The organism is Vibrio satsumensis, assembly GCF_050337435.1.
GTDB lineage: Bacteria > Pseudomonadota > Gammaproteobacteria > Enterobacterales > Vibrionaceae > Vibrio > Vibrio satsumensis.
This window is the reverse complement of record NZ_JAKJSX010000006.1, coordinates 169,764-190,278: the sequence shown is the minus strand read 5'-3', so window position 1 is coordinate 190,278 and position 20,515 is coordinate 169,764. Positions and strand designations below refer to the sequence as shown.

Sequence of the window (20,515 nt, the reverse complement as noted above, 5' to 3'; positions counted from 1 at the left end):
AACGAATATGTTTGGATTTCTGCGCTCAGCTACGTCAAATACTCATGCTCTAACAGATGATGAAGTCAACCAGAGTTATCGCTACTGGCGCCTACACATCATGATAGGAATGTATGTCGGCTATGCGGGTTTTTACTTCACTCGTAAAACCTTTAATTATGCCGCGCCCGCAATGATCACCGATCTTGGTTTGGACAAAGGAGATATTGGCTTAATTGGCACGCTCTTTTATCTTTCTTATGGTTTATCGAAATTTATTTCAGGCACGATATCGGATCGCTCAAACCCGCGCTACTTCATGGGGCTTGGCTTAATCGCGACAGGCTTGATCAATATAGCGTTTGGCTTTTCTAGTTCTTTGGCGGCTTTTATCTTGCTTTGGGTGCTCAATGCATGGTTCCAAGGTTGGGGCTGGCCATCGTGTTCTAAGTTATTGACGACTTGGTATTCTCGCTCCGAAAGAGGCTTTCGCTGGGCAATCTGGAATACAGCACACAACGTGGGTGGGGCGCTAATTCCTATTCTTGTGGGTTATCTGACGCTGCAATTCAGTTGGCGAGCGGGGTTTATTTGGCCGGGTGTGATTGGCGTATTTATCGGTCTTATCGTTTGTTGGCGTTTGCGTGATAAGCCCACCACCATGGGACTTCCGACGGTAGGAAAGTGGCGCAATGACCATCTAGAGTTGGCACAAGAGAGCCACGGGCAAGGGTTAAGCTATCGAGAAATCCTGAAAACCTACGTGTTCAGCAACAAGTATATTTGGTTGCTCGCCTTTAGTTATGTGTTGGTTTACATCGTAAGAACGGCGGTTAACGACTGGGGTAACTTATACCTAACCGAAGAACACAATTACAGTTTGATCAACGCCAACGCTGCCTTGTCTCTGTTTGAGATTGGCGGTTTCGTTGGTTCACTTGTTGCTGGGTGGGGTTCGGATAGGCTATTTGGTGGTAACCGCGGTCCAATGAACATCTTGTTTGCCATCGGTATATTTCTTTCAGTTTCTGCATTGTGGTTGATGCCTTTAACCAACTTTGTGTTTCAAGCGGCAGGGCTGTTTTGTGTAGGCTTTTTTGTTTTTGGTCCTCAAATGCTTATTGGCATGGCGGCGGCAGAATGCTCGCACAAAGACTCTGCTGGGGCGGCGACAGGCTTTGTTGGCTTGTTTGCTTACATGGGTGCAGCACTCTCGGGTTATCCATTAGCGCTCGTTCTAGAAACTTATGGCTGGAGTGGATTCTTCATTACCATCTCTACTTGTGCTGCGGTCATCGGTTTACTGCTACTCCCTTTTCTACAAGCTCAATCACCTCAGAAAAGTGCAGAGGTTCGCTCTGGCTTTTAAGGAGCCTTCTCGATAACAAGATAGTCGCTAGTGTTTGTATTGTTGCTTGTATCGCTGCTGTAACCAGTGCGATACAAGCAGTTATCTGATCCAGCGCTTTCTACTCGTGATATTCAAATGTGACTCTTTTCACGCTTTTCATCGATCTCACCTGTTTCTAAGAATTTTTCCTATTGCGTCTAAGACCTCATCTCATGTGGGTCCTAGCTGCTCTCTGTAGTCTTTCTAATTATTTACGTTATTAGAAATCAGCTCTCTGAATTATGTTCAAAGGGCTCACTATGGAAAACGCCATGTCACTCAGCCACTTCTCAGAACACTCATTTTTCCCAATGGAAAACACCATTCAAAATTATGCATGGGGGAGTATTTCTTCGATACGTGAGCTGTTTGGCTTTAAGAATGAGTCACAAGAGCCGCAAGCGGAAGTCTGGATGGGAGCGCATCCGAAGGGCTGCTCAATGGTCAAGCTTGACCAACATTTGGTACCTCTATCTGAGCTGATTAACAAGAATAAACCCGCTTATCTATCTACTGATATTGCGCAGGAGTTCGGTGAACTACCGTTCTTGTTTAAGATCTTGGCAGCAGAAAAAGCGTTATCGGTTCAGGTTCACCCAAACAAGCGCCAAGCTGAAATTGGCTTTGCGAGAGAAGAGCAAGCAAGAATTCCCCTAAACGCAGGGCATCGCAATTACAAAGACTCGAACCACAAACCTGAATTGGTTTACGCGATCACTGAATATCAAGCGATGAATGGCTTTCGAGAATTCGATGAAATATTAGGTCTATTCAGAAAATTGAATTCTGGCGAGCTGGCTGGTTTGGTTGAAGAGTTTGGCAACCACCTTGATTCTCAGGGTTTAAAAGCGTTTTTTCGTGATCTGTTAACTCTAGATGACCAACGTAAACACCGAGCATTAGAGCAACTTCTGACTTACGTAGTCGCACACCAAGACCAAGCTGAGTTTGCTTTGATTACTGATCTTAGCCAGCAATACCCGAACGATATCGGTCTGTTTTGTGTTTTGCTGCTTAACTTTATCACTCTGAAGCCAGGTGAAGCGATGTATTTGAATGCAAACACTCCGCATGCTTACATTAAGGGAACTGGACTCGAGATTATGGCCAATTCAGACAACGTGTTACGTGCCGGTTTAACGCCAAAACACATTGATGTCGCTGAGTTGGTTGCCTGCACTGAGTTCACCCCAATCCCGTTCGAACGCTTGTTGTTAGCGCCCTCAAAACTGGGTCAATGTGATCGCTATGATATCCCAGTTAGTGACTTTGATTTCAATATCTTTCATAGCCCCAAGCAAGAAGAAATCATCACAAGCGGCGCTGAAATTTTAATGGCAATCGATGATGATTTAACGCTAATAAGTCAGAAAGGTGAACACTTAACACTCACCAAAGGGCAATCAGTGTTTGTTCCAGCCTATATTGGTCATTACGAATTGAGTAGTGAAGGACGAGTTGCTAGGGCGTTTAATTAAGGGAGTGGTCAGCTGGAAATGCTATCAAGTTTTGTGAATGGAGGTGTTGGCTTAAAGAGCTAATACGAAAAAGAACAAGCCAAATTCATATTGGCTTGTTCTTATTATCTATCGATTATTGAATAGAAGGTAAGCTAGCTGCTTCCATATTAATCGACATGCTCCAAGATTGTTCCTCTCGAATGGACTTAATTGATCCTCGGTTTGTAAGCCAAGTAGTTTGAGTGTCAAGGGGACCATAGTCTTCGAACTGTGTTTTACTTGTTACCTTACATGCTGCAAAAGTACCTGCAGGTACAGTGATTTCCTCTTTACCTAGGTAAGTTTCTTGGTAGTTGAAGGTGGATAGAAAGTAAGTTTGCGCATCGATAATGTCGCTTAGTGAGGTCTCTGCAGAAACGGTTCTTAATCCAGGGTACTCTGTTTCACCGAATTCACCGCTGATCTCGTCATACCAAGAGTCGTATTGTGATGTTAGCGGTGCATTGGTTGAGGTACCGAAATCTACCATTTGATTGATGATTTTTTGGTTGTCAGCTATTACCGGTGGTATTACGACCTTAGCCGCGCCCCATACCAATGAGTCATCAGAGTTAAAGCCTTCTTGACCTAGATAGTGATCTTCAGAGCTATATGAATACTCATACCCCATTAAAGCACCTTCCGAATCTTTGATATCGATACGCGTTTTTTCTAGGCTACCTGCTAAGTCAGAAATCCAACTTGGAAGTCCGGTGACTAACGTAACGTCATTCAGCCAAGAGAAAGTGTCACCCAAGTAGGTAAACTCATAAGTTAGGTTCTGTGTTACTGCTTCCGGCTCCCACATAGGTGTGCGTTGCACATCGTAAACCGTGACGTCATTAGCTGTAGCAATGAACTCAGCATCCGGCAGTGAGTCGAGACAAGCTTGTAGGTTCAGAGGATGCAGAGGCTGTGGCGTTAATGCGTTATCCAAAATGAACTGTTTAGTTGCTTCGTCAAAGATATAAGCCTCACTACTAGCTTCTTCGATCTCTTTGAAGGTAATACGTACAAAGCCTTCGACTACAGACAAATAAGCGGAGTTATCTTCTTTTTGGTAGTTAGACCAAGTAGCTTGTGAGTGGATAGATTCAGGAATCGTCACTTGACGTAATAGCTCGTCATTTATAGACACATCTTTCCATGAACCGAGTTCTGAAAGCTTGGAGAAAGGAGCCTCCCAATCCCATGCTCTCATATAGTAAATCACGGTACCGTTAGGCAATAGTTGAGCGAATATATCGCCATTTTCCGTGCCTGCCATCGGAATTAAATCCGCATGATTATTAGACGCTGTGTCATGACGATCTGATTCATCTTCTGCGATAGTCGATGCCAAGGTGGCAAGCCATGTATCGCTGCCATTCTTAAAGGCGCTAATGCCATTACACATGTTATTGAGTGCGGCATATCGTTCTGGATCATACTCTGCACACCAATCACCCTTGTAAAAGGTATAAATGTCGTCGTGGATATCTTCCACAGACAATTTGTATGCGGTTGTGTTGTCAGGGAATTTTAAACCTACTGGCATAATGTTAGACCAAACGTTCTCATCATCCGTTTGATCCATAATGGAACGAACATTGAGTCCACTTATATCTAACTGCTTAGCGCTAGCAACTTCACTAAAAATCGAGCTTCTAGATTCTAGGGTTAAGCTTCCATCTTTATTGGGTTTAATGCTGGTTAAGGTATCATCGCTCGCTTCCCAACCGTTTTGACCCAATACCATGTTATTTGTGTCAGGGGTATATTCAAACTCAACAAATTGCTCAGCAAAGTAATCATAAATATAACTGGTTTCGGTCACTGAGTTATCTGAATCAGACTTCAATGTTCCATAGGCAACCACTAAATCTTTGCCTGTGTCATTATCGCCACCAAACCAATTGATACCGTCTGTTTTGATAAGCTTAGCGAGATCGGCTTTTTTAGAACCTTTGTTTGCTTCGTTTTCTTTAACTTTATCTTCGAGATTTGAGTCATCAATGGCGATGTGATCGTGATTAATGCTGCCAGCAATATCGCTTGGGTTGAAGCTATCTCCAGCTGCTTCAATATTTTTTACGACTTCCTCGAGGACTCGAGTGACTTCTTCATTAATCAATGCGGTGAGTGCTTCGACAGAAATACCGGCGCCCGCTGCTGTTTCTGATAGCGCATCCGTGTTCTCTGCCATGACTGAAGCGGTAACTTGAGCAACGCGGTGTAGGTTTTCAAAAGCCGCTTTTTGTGAATCGGCTAAGTCACTATTGTTTTTGGCTTCGATATAATCTAGCGTTAAATCGAGTGTTGTCCCCAACTTCTCTTGAATAGCTGTTTTAGCTTCTTCTAACGAAGAACCACTCTCGATTTCATTTTGAATCAGAGTCGTTAATGGACTAATAAAGGCGGATTTTGGTGGTGCAGTTAAGCGATAGCTCTTGCTTAGAACGACTCCTGGATTATCGGTATCGATGGTTTGTCCGGCAACCACTTCGATCAACAGAGTACTTTGTTCAAGTTGTTCTTGAGTTAGATTATCAATTGTAAATGAACCATCGTCACCCGTTACGGCACTTGGCTCATCCTTATCACAAACTTTATTACTGTTTAGATCCAAACACGCATTGGCTCCTACCAAATAGCCATCAGCGGCCTTTGCTGTTAAAGACGCTGAAGTTGCTGTTGAACCGCCAGTATCAGTTGTGGAGCTATTTGAACTGTCGCTACCACATCCTGCTATCCCTAGGGCTATTGCCACTGCTAACAGTGAACGTTGACCATTCATGTTAGTTCTCCTATTAAGTTATTGATAAAAATTTACTACTCTGGAATCAATTGGCAGAATGTCATTGATAAATATGACTATTTATAAATTGAATGCCATTGATGAGAAATGTATCAAAGCGGAATGTGGTGGAAATAGCCGGAGTATTTATTCTAGAGACATATCTAACTAGTGGAGTTATATATGCGAGTGATATCTACGGTGAATGTTTGGTGCTTGTAATTTACATACTTATCAATTGTAATTATTATATATCTATTTGTATTTTATAAACTTTTGCAGCTAAGGTGATAAAGTGAGCATCACTGTCATCAACAATTTGATAGCCAAGTGCCTGATAAAAACTGATGGCGCGAGTGTTACTTCTAAAGCTCGACAGAGTGACTTGGTTTCGTTGTTCTTGATGGGCTTTGTTGTGGATGAGTAACATGGCTTTTTTACCAAGAGACTGACCTTGGTATTGAGGGGAAATGATCAGCAGATGAATATGATAGGTGTTTCCGTAAGGCTTAAAGCAGACGAGTCCGACTCTTTCGTTTTTATGGTATATCCAATGAAACCAAGAAGGATGGTAATCGTTTAAAAGTCGTTGATGTTGAAAGTCGTCGTCCCAGCCGAAAACGCTATCTACGTGTATGAAAATACCTTGTTTAACACACGCAAACAGTTCTTCGAATTCAGAATTTGAAACGAGCTGGAATTGTATATTCTCTTCTTTTATTGTCACTCAGTTTCCTTATTAAACGCTTTTGAATAAGCAAACAGTAACATAGTTAAAAAGGTAGTTTTCATCTGTCGTTTGGAATATTTTGATGAAAAAAGCCATGCGTAGTGCATGGCTTCTGAATTAAGTAACAAGGATGTTCTATGCGTTAGTCGTTGTCTTCTGCTTCGATTTCGCTTGCGATGTACTGGTTATTAGCCTTGTAAGCTTCAGCCTCAATACGTTGACCATGTAACGTATCGAAACTTAGGCCGTCTTCATAGCGAGTATTTTGGTTAACGTAGACAGTTTGATTGCCGGAGAACGTTTGAATAACAAAGCTTAATGCTGACTCGTCAATGCTCTGAACAATCCCTTCGAGGTCTATATCGTTGTCATTCCAGTCTTGTGAGTCATCGTCGTGTTCAAATTCTATTTCGGTAGCAACATTTTCGCCGTTAGCTTGTTCCGTTGTTACTTCGACTTCTGTACCTACGGTCAAGTTTGATTGGTTACCATCTTCGTAACGAGTATTGTCATTGATAAAAAAGCGACCTTTGTAGCTTAAATCAAATGATGATTTGTCGTTAGCTACCCAAGTAATAATACCTTCAATTTCTGTATCATTATCGATCTCATCAAAATCTTCGACTTCTACTTCATCTGCTTTCAATAGAGAGCCAGCCATTGAGCCTGTCACTTCAACCCAAAGACCGTTAGATAATCCATTGCTGCTGTCATCGTTGTCTATGTGGGCAATTGAATAATCAACACTTAGATTAGCACCAAGTTTGAAAGTCGATTCATTTAAATCGCTTATTAGCCCTTCAACTTCAACGGATTCAGTTAAGTTAGAGTGCTCAAACTTAACAACAGAAAGTACTTTGTAACCTGCATTCGCTGTTGGTAAAGAAGAGACCATAACCCAATCGCCATTTTCAATTTCACGTGACAGATCTGTAAAGGTCAATGCGATGCCATTGACTTTAAATGTGCCATTATTGTGGTTGGTGTCTGAAATAAGACCAACGATGGTCGGTTCAAGACCAACTTGAGCCCCGCCAGTGTGAGCTGAAGCGCTACGAGCATTAGATGAAATAGAGACCATCATGTTCTTTTCTAAGTCTGCAATAGCCACGTCCTCACCCGCGTAAGTGGCGCTGTCTACTTGATAGCTATAGCCATTCACAACAATGGTGTTGCCAGAAACAGAGTCAATGGTACCTTGAATTGCTGATGGAGCTTGCGTGTTGTTATCGTTGCTTCCATTGCTATTGCTGTCACTACCGCCACAGCCAGTTAGAATTAAACCGACAACCGAAATCAGCGCTAACTTTTTCATCTATATACTCTTTATTTGGTTTATTGAGGGTGTATCTTATAAACTCAAACGTGAAGCACTCGTGAAGAAAGGTGAAATAAATCGATGAAAGTTTTGATCGTTGATGACAGCCACAATGTTGCAGAAACCATTGCCGATTACCTAGAGTTAGAAGGGATGGTGATCGATTGTGCTTATCATGGAGAAGCGGCGTTAAAGTTAGCGTCTGAGAATCATTATGACGTGATTATCATGGACATAATGATGCCTAAATTAGACGGCATCTCCGCTGTTAGAAAGTTAAGAGAAGAGGTGCAGTGCCCTACGCCAATTCTATTTTTAACCGCTAAAGATAGGTTGGACGACAAAATCGCTGCCTTTCAAGCGGGCGGAGATGATTACTTGGTTAAGCCTTTCGCAATGCAAGAGCTCAGTTTAAGGCTCAACGCATTGGCAAGCCGAGGACCACGCCAAGATATCGGAAAGCTGAGTTTTGCCGATATCTCTCTCAACTCGCAGACCGACGAGGTATACCGAGAAGGTAGGCTAATTAAGTTGAGTCGAATCCAGTTAAAAATACTAAAAGTCCTTATGCGACACGCGCCAGCGATTGTTTCAAGAACTGAAGTGATTGATTCCGTTTGGGGGGATGAATCGCCAAGCAGTGATGCACTTCGAAGTCATATCTATGGCCTGCGTAACGCGCTCGATAAAGGGTTTGAACATTCACGATTAGAGACTATTCATGGACAAGGTTACCGACTCAAAGCATAACGGCTCAAGCCACGGCGATTACCCGAGCATCTACCGAAAAATCCGCCGCAGCTTTGGCTTGATGACCTTGGTCATGTTCGGGCTTTTCTGGACAGTGATTTATATCGCTGAAAACCAGATGGAAGTGATCAGCCTCCATCACTGGCTAGACACTGAAGCTAACCGTTATACGTCTGAATATCAGTCGCTTGGCGAAGATGCGTTGTTGCCGAATGAAAATGAGTTTTCAACCTATTGGAGCGAAAGTGAACTGCCCAATTGGTTAGCTCGATACAAAGAGCCCGGCTTCTATGAACATCTGTTAGGTACAGAAGATAAACATTTTTACGTATTCGAACACCCGTCAGGCAAAGGGCTGATGTATATCTTGTTTCAAGATGACGCCGACGACTACCTCGACGAGTATGAATGGAGCCTCCACAACTACACCCTCATACTAGGTGGCTTAACCTCCATCTTCATGGTTCTGTATGGGATCTATGTTGTACGCTCGCTGTCGAGGCCACTTAATCAAATAGAAAAGAAAATAGGGCAAATGCACCCTGAGCAGCCAAGTTTTGAAGTTGAGACATCTTACGCTGAAACACGACATATTGAGCAAACACTTTTAGATTCGAAGAATCATATTTCAGGTTTTTTTCAGCGGGAAGAAGAGTTCAATCGATTTGCTTCTCATGAACTTAGAACCCCGATAATGGTGATAAAAGGGTCGGCAGAGCTGCTAACTAAAGTACCCAATCAACCTCCTGTTGCGTTAAAAGCGATTAATCGCTTGCAAGAAGCGAGTGAACAGATGCGAGTGCTGACTGAGATGTTTTTGCTGCTTGGTAAAGAGAGTATCGATGAGCATTATTTCGGTCACTATGACTTGGCAGTCGAAGTTCAGAATCAGTTGCTTGAAATGGCGCCTTTGTTTGCCAAGCAGGATGCGAGTTATGATCTGGACGTCAAAGAGACTGTCACTGTGTATGCGCCAGAGAGCTTTATTACTATTGTATTGAATAACTTAATTAAAAATGCGTTTAGCTACAGTATTGGCGATGTTGGAATTGTGGTGACAGGTTCTCAATTAGTGATCACTAACCGTCATGATGGCAACGAGACTTACAATGCTGGCTATGGTTGTGGCCTAGTGATTGTGCAACGAATTTGTGAGCGAATGGGTTGGAGTTTTGAAACTCAAGATGATGGGCTTCAATTCAGTACTTACTTAGATTTCTCAGTGGATAATTAGGTTGGGTAGCAGGTAGTTTCGATTACAAAAAATGAACCCATTGAGAAGGAGAGTAGTGTGGCTAAGTTAGCCACACTAGCATATGAGTTGTTATACGATCTTAAGCGCGTGATGGCGTGTGAGCTGTTTGTGTAGCGAGTCTTTTAGCTCCATGCGTTCTACTTTGAGGTTGTGCATGCTGTCGTCATCGATAGGGCTGCCAGAGATTTCTAGCTGACGGATGTCGTAGTCTAGTTGGTGGTATTTCTGCATGTCTGCTTTGAATTTTTCGTCGTCGTGGTTGAGCTGAACAATGTCTAATTTAAGATCTGGGAAATCTAAGATAAAGGCATGGTTTTCATTGAGCATTGGCACTTCCTCACTTGTCTAATTAACTTCAGTATAGAGCCTATTTTTGAAGATAAATGTGTTCCTAAACACAAAGCGAGAGCAGGATCAAAAAAGGGCATTAGCGTTCCATTGTGGATGCGCTAATGCCCTTCGTTATTTTAGTAGGAGCAAATACTACTTCGCTTTCTTGCTAGAGCGTTGTTGCTCTTTGTGTGCAAGCTTCTCTTTTTTGCGTTGCTCGATAAGGTGAGCAGCTTCGCCACCTACGTGTGTTTCTCCACGCGCATTTGATAGCTGAACTTGCTTTTCACGTTCACGGAAACGCGCTTTTTGCTCGTCGCTGTGCTTATCAATACACTTAGGGCAGCTTACGCCTTTCTCGAAGTGCTCAGAAGCTTTGTCTTCGTCAGTGATTGGTAAGCGACAAGCGTTACACACATCGTAGCCGCTCTTTTCTAGCTGGTGGTTAACAGCAACACGACCGTCAAATACGTAGCAATCGCCTTCCCACATGCTTTCTTCTTCTGGTACTTCTTCTAGGTACTTAAGAATGCCACCTTCAAGGTGGTAAACCTCATCAAAGCCTTGTTCTTTCATGTAGGCTGTTGATTTTTCGCAACGAATACCACCAGTACAGAACATCGCAACTTTCTTGTGCTTCTTAGGATCAAGATTGTCTTCAACGTATTGAGGGAATTCACGGAAGGTTTCTGTGTTTGGGTTTACAGCATTTTTGAATGTGCCGATGTCCACTTCGTAGTCGTTACGAGTATCAACCAGAATCACATCTGGATCAGAAATCAGCGCATTCCATTCGTTTGGTTTCACGTAAGTGCCGACAACGTGGCGTGGGTCGATGCCCTCAACGCCCATGGTTACGATCTCTTTCTTAAGCTTAACCTTGGTACGGTTGAATGGTTGTTCTTCGTTGAACGACTCTTTGTAAACCACATCAGCCAAACGAGAATCTTGTTTGAACCATTTAAGAAGAGCGTCGATAGATTCGCGCTTACCTGCAACGGTGCCGTTGATACCTTCACTCGCAAGTAACAAAGTACCGCGGATTTGGTTGGCTTCTAAAACATCAGTGAGTGGCTGGCGAATTTCTTGGTAATCATCAAGTGCTACGAATTTATACAGAGCACATACAACATATTGAGACATGGTTTTTCCTTTCTGCGAGCTGGAACGTAAATCCAGAGCGGTTGCCTGTTTTGATCAAAACTTAGTATTTCAACTTAGTTCAGTCTGTTGGCTTATTAAAATCAGCCGCAGTATAACTAAGGCGGTACGGGACAAAAACCAACCAAAGGTAGGGCTATTTATCAACAAATGTTATGTGGATTTACTATTTAAGAAACCGAGTTATTTCACCATCTTTCTTGGAGGCGACATTACACAAAAAAGCCCTGCTGTAATAATACAGCAGGGCTTTGGTATCTAGTCTGTGTTACTTAAGCAGCGATTACGCTTGGTTAAGTACTTCCGCTAAGCGTTTCACCGCTTCCGTCAACTCTTCCGGGTTGGCATTAGTGAAGTTTAGGCGCAGTGCGGCTTTTGCTTCATCGGCCTGTGGATAGAATACTGGGCTTGGTACTACCGCGACGCCATTCGATAGCAAAGTCTTAGCTAATTCGAAGGTATCGCACTCTGGGATTTCAACCCAAATGAACATCCCGCCATCTACGGCTTTTAACACGCAATCTGTAGGCAGTTGTTTTTCTAGCTCTGAGAACAGCACTTCATAACGAGATTTGTACAGTGTGCGAATGCTTTCCATATGCAGGTTGAAGTCTTCATGTTTTAGAAGACCGACAAGCAGCGCTTGCATCGGTACACTTGAGTGTAAGTCGGCACCTTGTTTCACTTTGATTAGTGGTTCAAGGTAACTACGTTTGCCTGTTACAGCACCAATACGTAGGCCTGGCGATGCAATCTTAGAGAATGAACGAAGAACGATAGAGTTATCAGGGCAGAATGAAGAGACCAACGGCAGTTCCGTACCTGTGAAACGTAGCTCGCGGTATGGCGCATCTTCAATGAATGCCACGTTGTATTTGATACACAGCTCAGCCACTTTTTGACGAGTTTCTGTTGCCCAGCACACACCGGTTGGGTTGTGAAAATCAGGCACGGCATAGAACATCTTCGGTGATTGCTGTGCAAAGCACGTTTCCAGTTCGTCTAGGTTCGGGCCAAATTCAGTTTGAGACACGGTCGCGATGTTTGCTTGAACTAGGCCAAACACCTGCATCGCACCTAAGTAGCTTGGCGCTTCCATCACAACCACATCACCTGGATCGACATAGGCACGGGCAATCAAATCCAAACCTTGCTGAGAACCGGTACAGATCATCGCTGTGTGAGTCTCTGGCAATTGGTAGCTTTGCGTCAGGTGGTCAAGCAACGGGCCGTAACCTGCGGTCGAACCGTATTGGAAAACTTCAGGCATGTTCGCTAGGTTTTCTAGCGTTGGCTTCATCAAATCGATAGGGAATGTTTTCTCGTCCGGTAAACCACCGGCCAATGAGATGACATTTGGATCACTTGCGGCTGCGAGGATCTCTCGAATGTATGATGATTGAATCTGTTGTAATGACTGTGCGATTTCCATGTGTTGTGTCTCGTCGTTTGTCGTTTTTATTCTATCGCTTGATATTACACGGCAATTGTAAAAAGTAGCGTGTCCGTTTATGCTCTTAGACATGTCCATTTATGCTATTTAAACGATGTCACGTCAACACATATCGCGAATCAATGATGTTTTGTTCCATATTCACCAAGACATCAGTCAGCCTTTGTCGGCAAAAGCGCTCTCTGAGATTGCTGCGTATTCAGAGCAACACTTTCATCGCACGTTCAAAAGTGTGGTTGGGGAGTCGTTACATCAATACATTCGACGCACCCGAATGGAGTATGCGGCCAATCAATTGATGTTCGATACCACATCCTCGGTGGTGGAAATCGCCAGTAAGTGTGGTTTTAGTTCGGTGTCTTCGTTTAGCCGCGCGTTTAAAGCGACCTTTAACATGTCGCCAGGTGAGTGGCGTAAGCACGATTTACAAGTAGCAGAGAAACCTTACCTGAAAGATCCCGAAGTGGCGGCGGGCTATCAAAATGTCGCGCAGCGGGAATTGCCGGAACCTAAAATTGTTGAAGTGTCAGACCGCATGGCCGCCTATGTTCGACATACTGGCTATAACCGATCTATTCGTAATGCGTGGTTGATATTGAAAGCGTGGGCGAACTCTGAACTGCGTGATTTTTCGAGTCAATTTGGCTTGCATCACTCCAATCCCGCTTGGGTTGAAATGGATCAGTGTCGCTATGTAGCGTGCATCGCGATTGATGAACCGATTAAGTATCGAAGTGTCGTCAATCAGATGGTGATTCCCGGCGGTTTGCATGCTGTGTTTCGACTTAATGGCCGCTACGGTGAGTTGCTACCACAGATCAGTATGGTATTAGAAAAATGGTTACCGGCCTCTGGTTTCAAACAGCGCTCAACTCCAGCCTATGTGCATTATCATCGGAATCACTTTCTTAACACGGATGAAGTGTTTGAGCTTGATTTCTATCTACCTGTGAGCTTTTATTAGTAACCCCGTTTTTGAGGAATAATTATGTATCTCGTTTTGTATTGCCACAATATTGGTATGACCGACTTTTCATTCTTTGAAACAGAAGATTTTGACAAAGAAGAGGGCTATATCGTGCGAGGTAAATGGCCGAATGAGAAAGCGTTTCGTGATTACTTGACCAAGGAGTTTGGGGATATGAGCGAGTTCCAAGTGATTGACCTAATCGCCAAAGGTGCAGAGGCAGAACACTACTCGCCAGAAGAGTTGATGCGCTTAGCTCAATAACATAAGGCTCTGTAGCTCTCGCTTAATAGCATTTATTTCAATAATATATTTCAGCCGAATAAAGAAATGGCAGCCTGATTGGGCTGCCATTTTTCGTTTTAAACTAGAGCACATTGCTCGCAGTATGAGTGAAGCTACTGCGCCACTTCGTCCACCAAGTACAAGATCGATTGATACGGAATGCCACTGTGGTGCGACAAACCGATCTCACAGGTTCGGCTGTTACTGAAGCCGCGAGTGCAGTTTCTCGGCACTTGTTCCTTGAGTGGATGTACTGCCGCTTCATTTAGTTCTGGCGTAGTGAAGCCTTTGTCACCCGCCCAGCCACAACATTGAATATGCTCTGGAACAATCACTTCTTCGGTACAGGCTTTAGCGAGGTTTAGCATCGCACTTTCTAAGCCCATTCGGCGAGAGCTACAAGTGACATGCAGCATTACGGTTTCTTTCAGTGGCTCAAGCGTCAGGTGCTCTAGCAAGTATTGATTCACAAACCCTGTCGGTTCTAGAACTTCTAACGGCTTGGTGAACTGCTCAATACTGCGTTTGGCACATGGACTTGTGTCCATCAAGACTGGGTATTCACCCTGACGACTCGCTTGCCACAACACTTCTTCGAGCTGTTGCGCTTTCGATTGGGCTAGGTCGTTCATCCCTTTACTGTCGTAAGGCATACCACAACATTGGTCGTCTAGTTTTTTTGGCAGGATGACTTCAAAACCAGCTTTGTTGAGCAGAGACATGGTCACTTCAGTAAGAGGACGTTGATCGCCCGCATCGCTCTGTTGCCCCATGGTTCGACTGGCACATGAAGCGAGGTAAACCACCTTTTTATGATTGCTTGAGGATTTTGGCGTCACTGGTGATGAGACTAGCGAGTGGCTATTGGATTGTGGCATCTCATGCATCCAAACGGGTGTCGCACCTTTAGTTATTGAGCGCAAGCCGTTGGTTAGCTTGCCGACAGTATTTGCGCCTAATACTTTGCTCGCCACTTGGTTGGTTTTGAGGCCGGCCTTGGTAAGTTTAGTGGTGGTCGAGAAATGATCCGCTGTCCACTTAGCGATTGGTGTGAATTTCTCATACTTAGCAACACGAAGCTTCTTGACCAAGTCGCCAGTGTTGATGCCCACTGGGCAACGCTCGGCACATAGGCCAGTTGCGGCGCAGGTATCAATACCTTGATATTCGAAGGTTTTTTCTAGTTCGCTTGCTTCTATTTCTTCACCTGCAGCACGGCGGCGTTGTAACTCGCGGTACAGCACGATACGTTGGCGAGGCGATAGGGTTAAGGTACGAGACGGACAAACAGGCTCACAGAAGCCACATTCAATACAGCGGTCGACAAGGTCGTCAGCAGCAGGCATTGGCTTCAAATTGGTGATGTGTGAATTTGGATTGTCGTTAATAATAACGCCGGGATTGAGCAGTCTTTCTGGGTCAAACAAGGCTTTGATTTGTTGCATCAAGGCGTAGCCATCTTTGCCCCATTCTAATTCGACATAAGGTGCCATGTTACGGCCAGTGCCATGTTCTGCTTTCAGAGAACCTTGGTATTTGACGGCAACCAGTTCGGCAACGTCATCCATGAAACCGCCGTAGCGATCGATTTCTGTTTGGCTGTCGAAACCTTGAGTAAACACAAAATGCAGGTTGCCTTCGAGGGCATGGCCGAAAATGATCGCTTCGCTGTAGTTGTATTTATCGAACAGCTCTTGCAGCTCTCGAATGCCGTTAGCGAGGTTTTCGACAGGGAAAGCCACGTCTTCGATGATAACGGTTGTGCCGACTTCACGAACCGCACCAACGGCAGGGAACATGCCTTTTCGAATGCCCCATAGTGTTGCGACTGTCTTTGGATCAGAAGTGAAAGGAACCGATTCTACAATCGTGTATTCAGTCAATGCGCCCAAAATTGATTTACATTGTAAATCTAAGTCCTGCTGGGAGCTGGCGTGTGATTCAACCAAAATTGCCGCGGCTTCTAAATCTAAGCTCGGCATAAACGCAGGCATGCCCGGTTTGTCAGCTACTGAACGAAGTGCTCTGCCATCCATCAATTCAACCGCAGCAACCGGTGTTTTTGATAGCGTAGTCACGGCTTTGCTTGCTTGCTCGATGTCGGAAAACACCAGCAGAGCAGAAGCTTTATTCGGGTGTTCAACCACCGTGTTGTAAGTGATCTCGGCGATGAAGCCTAGCGTGCCCTCTGAACCAATCATCAGGTGTTTAATGATTTCGATTGGCTCTTGATAATCGACCAATGCGTTAAGCGCGTAGCCGGTGGTGTTTTTAAGACGGTACTTGTGGCGGATTCTGTCTGCCAGTTCTTGGTTTGAGCTGGTCTGTCTGTGTAAATCAACAATGCCTTCAAATAGCGCTTTGTGTGATTGCTTGAAAGCCTCAACGCTGGCGTTATCCGCTGTATCAAGTAGGGAACCATCACTCAATACGATTTTCATGCTCTCGACAGTACGATAGGAGTTCTGCGCCGTACCACAGCACATGCCGCTTGCGTTGTTCGCAGCGATACCGCCGATTTTACAAGTATTGATTGAAGCCGGATCTGGGCCGATTTTACGTTGGAAAGGGGCGAGGTATTTGTTGGCATCTGCACCAATCACACCGGGCTGCAGAATGATTTGATTACCGTTATCGACGATCTCGTGGCCACGCCAGTCGTCGGTTAGTGTGATGAGTACCGAGTCTGAAACCGCTTGCCCTGAAAGGCTAGTGCCAGCGGCGCGAAAGGTAAAGTGAATGCCCAGTTCGCGACAACTTTGAATGGTGAATATGACTTCGTCTAAGTTCTTGAGCCTTAGAACCATTTTCGGCACCAAGCGATAAAAACTCGCATCGGTGCCGTAAGCCAAGCGCTTTGCCTCTTGTGTGACAATGCGTTCCGTTTCTATTTTTTGAGCCAGTATCGCTTCAAGCTGCTGATAAGCTTGTGCATCTATTACTCGCTCATGGGATGTGTTTGTCTCCATCTTTGCTTCCTTGTGCTTCTTATTTGGCACTGGTTAGGGCGTGTTGACCTTTCGTGGTTAAATTTTGTTTAAGATAAAAGCGTTTTAATCGCGGCGAGGGGGAAGTAGCCTAGTCACTCTAAGCAAATCCCCCTCAACAAAGAGTAAAACGCTTTTAGCTGAACCCTTCGGGCAGCGTTTGCTGGCCATTTCTACTACGTTATCGGCTTCTCATGTAGGCTAGCTACACATCGACGCCTCTGCCTTGTATAAATACCCAGCAACTCGCTGCAAAAATCAGCTCGAAAGATCAACACGCCCTAGTTTTTATTTTATTTTCCAGTGCTTAAACGGTGTCACAACGGCAGTGGAATTGCTGTGACACCGATTGAACTTCAGTCTAAGTAGACCAAAGCATTAGTCCGAATCCGAACCTAAGTCGTTGAGGTTTAATCTAGCCCCACCAGAGAATCACGAGTTAAGTCTTTGATTGTCTTGGCCCCAGTTAGAGTCATGGCAACGCGCATCTCTTTGTCATACAGGTCGAGTAGATTCTCAACGCCTGCTTGTCCTTGTGCTGCTAACGCGTAGACGAATGAACGGCCAAGCAAGGTGCAATCTGCGCCCATCGCCATCATACGAACCACATCTAAGCCGGTGCGAATACCAGAGTCGACCAGAATCTTGGTGTCGCCTTTTACTGCGTCTGCGATCGCAGGCAAGGCTTTAGCACTCGATAGAACACCATCGAGCTGACGACCGCCGTGGTTTGAAACCACGATACCGTCAGCACCAAATCTCACCGCGTCTTTTGCATCTTCTTCATCAAGAATGCCTTTGATGACCATTGGGCCATCCCAGAAATCACGGATCCACTCTAGGTCTTTCCATGAGATCGATGGGTCGAAGTTGTCACCCAACCAACCGATGTAGTCTTCCAGTTTGGTTGGAGAGCCGCGGTAAGTAGAGATGTTGCCTAGATCATGTGGCTTACCTAACAAGCCAACATCAACGGCCCAGCTAGGATGACGCATAGATTGGAATACACGACGCATTGCCGCATTTGGGCCACTCATTCCTGAGTGCATGTCACGGTAGCGAGCGCCAGGTACTGGCATATCAACGGTGAAAACCAATGTTGTTACGCCTGCTGCTTTTGCGCGTTCAAGAACGTTCTTCATGAAGCCGCGATCTTTTAGTACGTAAAGTTGGAACCACATTGGGCGTTCAATCTTAGGTGCGACCTCTTCTATTGGACATACCGACACCGTCGACATCGTAAAAGGAATACCTTTGTTGTCCGCGGCTTTTGCTGCTTGCACTTCACCACGTCGCGCGTACATGCCCGTTAGGCCAACTGGTGCTAAGGCAATTGGCATCGCCAGCTTTTCGCCAAACAACTCAGTTTCCAAATTCAGATCTGACATGTCATTGAGGACACGCTGCTTGAGCGCGATCTCTGCAAGATCGGCTGTGTTGCGGCGTAGGGTATGTTCTCCGTAAGAACCGCCGTCAATGTAGTGGAAAAGAAACGGTGGCAATTTTGCTTTTGCTGCGGCGCGGTAATCAGTCGATGCGGATATGATCATAATTTCAGTCCTAAATTCTTGGGATGTTGCTCTTCTATGAGAGCTTGGCTTGGGCTGCTTTAATTCTTGAAAAGTAAGTGTTCTGTCTTTCTTAAGCTTTGAAGCTGTAAAACGATAAAACGATAAAACGATAAAACGATAAAACGATAAAACGGGAAAATGGCGTTAATACCCGAGGGTGTTGATGTGTTTTAGTATCCATTCCGAAACTCATCAACTGTCTTATTAGACGGTGTTGCAGTCGGGGAATTGAGTATTAACGCCAAGTGCTTTTGTAACGACTTATGGTTTACATAAGTGCGTCTGTCATTTTGAAGCCGTAGATAACCACTAGGCCGATGATTCCTGTCATCACCAAGTAGTAGAACGTTGGGATGATTGTCTTACGTAGTGTTGCACCTTCTCGTCCTAACAAACCTACGGTCGCTGATGCGGCTACCACGTTGTGAATCGCAATCATGTTACCTGCTGCTGCACCAACGGCTTGCAGAGCCACAACCACCGCACTAGAGATAGTCAGAGTTTGTGCTACTTCGAACTGGAATTGGCTGAACATCATGTTTGAAACGGTGTTCGAACCTGCAATGAAGGCACCTAGCGCACCAACTGTTGCACTCAGCGCTGGGAATGCGCCGCCGACTAGGTCAGCTGCGAAGTTGGCAGTGGTTACTGGCATACTTGCTAAATCAGCGCCGTTAACACCAGAGTTAATGAAGATACGAACCATTGGGATGGTGAACACCAACACAAAGCCAGCGCCAATCAGAGTCTTGCTTGATTCACCAAAAGCTTTAGCCAGCGGAGCAGCACTGCGAGATTGCATTAGAACCGCAACTAGCGCGACGAATACCAAGATGCCGCCAGGTAGATACAGAGGTTGAATTGCGGTGCTTACGCCTGTCTCGCCAAGGATGTTGCTGAAAGAAAGGCTAACGCTCTTAAGCAGGCCTTTGAACTCAGGGCTCACACGGCTAGCAACCAGAGTCACAGCGAGCAGCACGTAAGGTGCCCATGCCATCGCCATGCTCATTTTCTTATGACCTTGCTTACTGTTTGAATGAGTGTCGTCTAGATCGATTTTCAGAGAACCTAGCCACTCTGCTGGCCATTTGTCTTCGCTTTCAAAATCCCATTTTGATTTTGGAACTAGGAAGCCACGTTTTGCTGCAGTAACGACAATTGCTAGGCCAACCAGACCACCAATCAATGATGGGAATTCTGCGCCTAGGAAGACACCAGTCAGTGCGTAAGGAATAGTGAAAGCAGCACCCGCGAACAGTGCGAACGGTAGGATATCTAAACCTTCAGTCCAGCTTTTGTTCTTACCGAAGAAGCGAGTTAGCATCATCGCCATTAGCACTGGCATCATCACCCCAACAGAAGCATGAATCAGCGCAACGCTTGACGTGATCTGTTGCAGGTAAGCATCCCAAGTAGAACCATGAGCAATCAGGCTTTCACCGATGTTGTGCGTGTCTAAGCCTTTGTTCACACCAACAATGATTGGTGTACCAACCGCGCCGAATGATACTGGCGTAGATTGGATCATCATGCCCATAAGTACCGCAGCAAGCGCTGGGAAGCCGATAGCAACCAGTAGCGGAGCGGCAATTGCAGCAGGTGTACCGAAGCCAGATGCGCCTTCGATAAATGAACCAAAACACCAAGCGATGATGATAGCCTGAACGCGACGGTCAGCGGATATATCCGTGAAGCCGTTACGAATAGTGGTGATAGCTCCGGTGTGCTTCAAAGTGTTTAATAAGAAGATGGCGCCGAACACAATCCAGAGAACCGACACGGTAATGCCGAAGCCTTGGAATACAGAAGCCAGCACGCGAGTGCCAGACATATCCCAAGCAAATAGGGCAATAGCAACGGTTAGTGCAAATGCCACTGGCATCGCTTTTTTCGCTGGCCAGTTCAGGCCAACCAGTAGAATCGCTGCAACAACTATTGGTGAAAAGGCCAATAGAGCTAGTAGAGTTTCACTCATGGGTACTTCCTCGTACTGATTTCAAACGTTCATGTTTGAAGTAAATAACACGTTATGGGTTGTCATCATTCGAATCGCTATTGGCCTCT

General features: G+C 45.0%; 15 protein-coding genes. 6 read left to right on the top strand and 9 right to left on the bottom strand.

Annotation, left to right across the window (positions count from 1 at the left end; translation table 11 throughout):
• Window positions 1-7: 7 nt before the first annotated feature.
• Window positions 8-1,348, top strand: a complete 1,341-nt coding sequence (locus L4C44_RS08340; RefSeq protein ID WP_428804848.1) for an MFS transporter — start codon at window positions 8-10, stop codon at window positions 1,346-1,348.
• Window positions 1,349-1,641: 293 nt separating this feature from the next.
• Window positions 1,642-2,847 carry a mannose-6-phosphate isomerase, class I gene (gene manA, locus L4C44_RS08335; RefSeq protein ID WP_428804933.1) on the top strand — a complete coding sequence of 402 codons (1,206 nt, stop codon included), beginning with the start codon at window positions 1,642-1,644 and terminating at the stop codon, window positions 2,845-2,847.
• A gap of 115 nt (window positions 2,848-2,962) precedes the next feature.
• On the opposite strand, the gene L4C44_RS08330 is transcribed toward manA, so the two are convergent.
• The 3 genes from L4C44_RS08330 to L4C44_RS08320 all read right to left on the bottom strand — a co-directional run bounded on the left by L4C44_RS08330 (window position 2,963) and on the right by L4C44_RS08320 (window position 7,689).
• Entirely contained in the window at window positions 2,963-5,644 is a 2,682-nt protein-coding gene (locus L4C44_RS08330; RefSeq protein WP_428804847.1) for a hypothetical protein, read from the bottom strand.
• 247 nt (window positions 5,645-5,891) lie between these two features.
• On the bottom strand, window positions 5,892-6,371 hold the full coding sequence (locus L4C44_RS08325) for a GNAT family N-acetyltransferase (protein ID WP_428804846.1): 480 nt from the start codon (window positions 6,369-6,371) through the stop codon (window positions 5,892-5,894).
• A gap of 145 nt (window positions 6,372-6,516) precedes the next feature.
• Window positions 6,517-7,689, bottom strand: coding sequence for a DUF5666 domain-containing protein (locus L4C44_RS08320; protein ID WP_428804845.1), 1,173 nt, complete (start codon window positions 7,687-7,689; stop codon window positions 6,517-6,519).
• A gap of 84 nt (window positions 7,690-7,773) precedes the next feature.
• Between L4C44_RS08320 and L4C44_RS08315 the strand changes: the two genes are divergently transcribed.
• Together L4C44_RS08315 and L4C44_RS08310 are read left to right on the top strand one after the other, a co-directional pair.
• Window positions 7,774-8,442: a response regulator transcription factor gene (locus L4C44_RS08315; protein ID WP_017072378.1), complete on the top strand. Its 669-nt coding sequence runs from the start codon at window positions 7,774-7,776 to the stop codon at window positions 8,440-8,442.
• Window positions 8,414-9,676 (top strand): sensor histidine kinase, encoded by a 1,263-nt coding sequence (locus L4C44_RS08310; protein WP_428804844.1) that lies wholly within the window; start codon window positions 8,414-8,416, stop codon window positions 9,674-9,676. Before L4C44_RS08315 ends, L4C44_RS08310 begins: the two co-directional genes overlap by 29 nt.
• Window positions 9,677-9,766: 90 nt before the next feature.
• Here the strand turns inward: L4C44_RS08310 and L4C44_RS08305 are convergent, their stop codons facing one another.
• The 3 genes from L4C44_RS08305 to L4C44_RS08295 form a co-directional block, all read right to left on the bottom strand.
• A complete protein-coding gene (locus L4C44_RS08305; protein WP_009846137.1) occupies window positions 9,767-10,024 on the bottom strand; it encodes an HP1242/YdcH family protein in 258 nt (85 codons plus the stop codon).
• Between the two features lie 156 nt (window positions 10,025-10,180).
• On the bottom strand, window positions 10,181-11,170 hold the full coding sequence (trhO, locus tag L4C44_RS08300; protein WP_428804843.1) for an oxygen-dependent tRNA uridine(34) hydroxylase TrhO: 990 nt from the start codon (window positions 11,168-11,170) through the stop codon (window positions 10,181-10,183).
• A 301-nt stretch (window positions 11,171-11,471) separates the two neighbouring features.
• Complete coding sequence (locus L4C44_RS08295; protein ID WP_428804842.1) at window positions 11,472-12,620, bottom strand: aminotransferase-like domain-containing protein; 1,149 nt, start codon at window positions 12,618-12,620, stop codon at window positions 11,472-11,474.
• Window positions 12,621-12,735: 115 nt separating this feature from the next.
• Here L4C44_RS08295 and L4C44_RS08290 point away from each other — a divergent pair, with 115 nt between their 5' ends.
• Window positions 12,736-13,605, top strand: coding sequence for an AraC family transcriptional regulator (locus tag L4C44_RS08290; protein ID WP_428804841.1), 870 nt, complete (start codon window positions 12,736-12,738; stop codon window positions 13,603-13,605).
• A gap of 24 nt (window positions 13,606-13,629) precedes the next feature.
• Window positions 13,630-13,872: a hypothetical protein gene (locus L4C44_RS08285; protein ID WP_102299817.1), complete on the top strand. Its 243-nt coding sequence runs from the start codon at window positions 13,630-13,632 to the stop codon at window positions 13,870-13,872.
• A 134-nt stretch (window positions 13,873-14,006) separates the two neighbouring features.
• Here L4C44_RS08285 and L4C44_RS08280 read toward each other — a convergent pair whose 3' ends face one another.
• The 3 genes from L4C44_RS08280 to L4C44_RS08270 all read right to left on the bottom strand — a co-directional run bounded on the left by L4C44_RS08280 (window position 14,007) and on the right by L4C44_RS08270 (window position 20,426).
• Window positions 14,007-16,862, bottom strand: coding sequence for an FAD-binding and (Fe-S)-binding domain-containing protein (locus L4C44_RS08280; RefSeq protein WP_428804840.1), 2,856 nt, complete (start codon window positions 16,860-16,862; stop codon window positions 14,007-14,009).
• Between the two features lie 428 nt (window positions 16,863-17,290).
• Window positions 17,291-18,430: an FMN-dependent L-lactate dehydrogenase LldD gene (lldD, locus tag L4C44_RS08275; protein ID WP_192891467.1), complete on the bottom strand. Its 1,140-nt coding sequence runs from the start codon at window positions 18,428-18,430 to the stop codon at window positions 17,291-17,293.
• Window positions 18,431-18,719: 289 nt separating this feature from the next.
• Window positions 18,720-20,426, bottom strand: coding sequence for an L-lactate permease (locus L4C44_RS08270; protein WP_327784577.1), 1,707 nt, complete (start codon window positions 20,424-20,426; stop codon window positions 18,720-18,722).
• Window positions 20,427-20,515 lie beyond the last annotated feature (89 nt).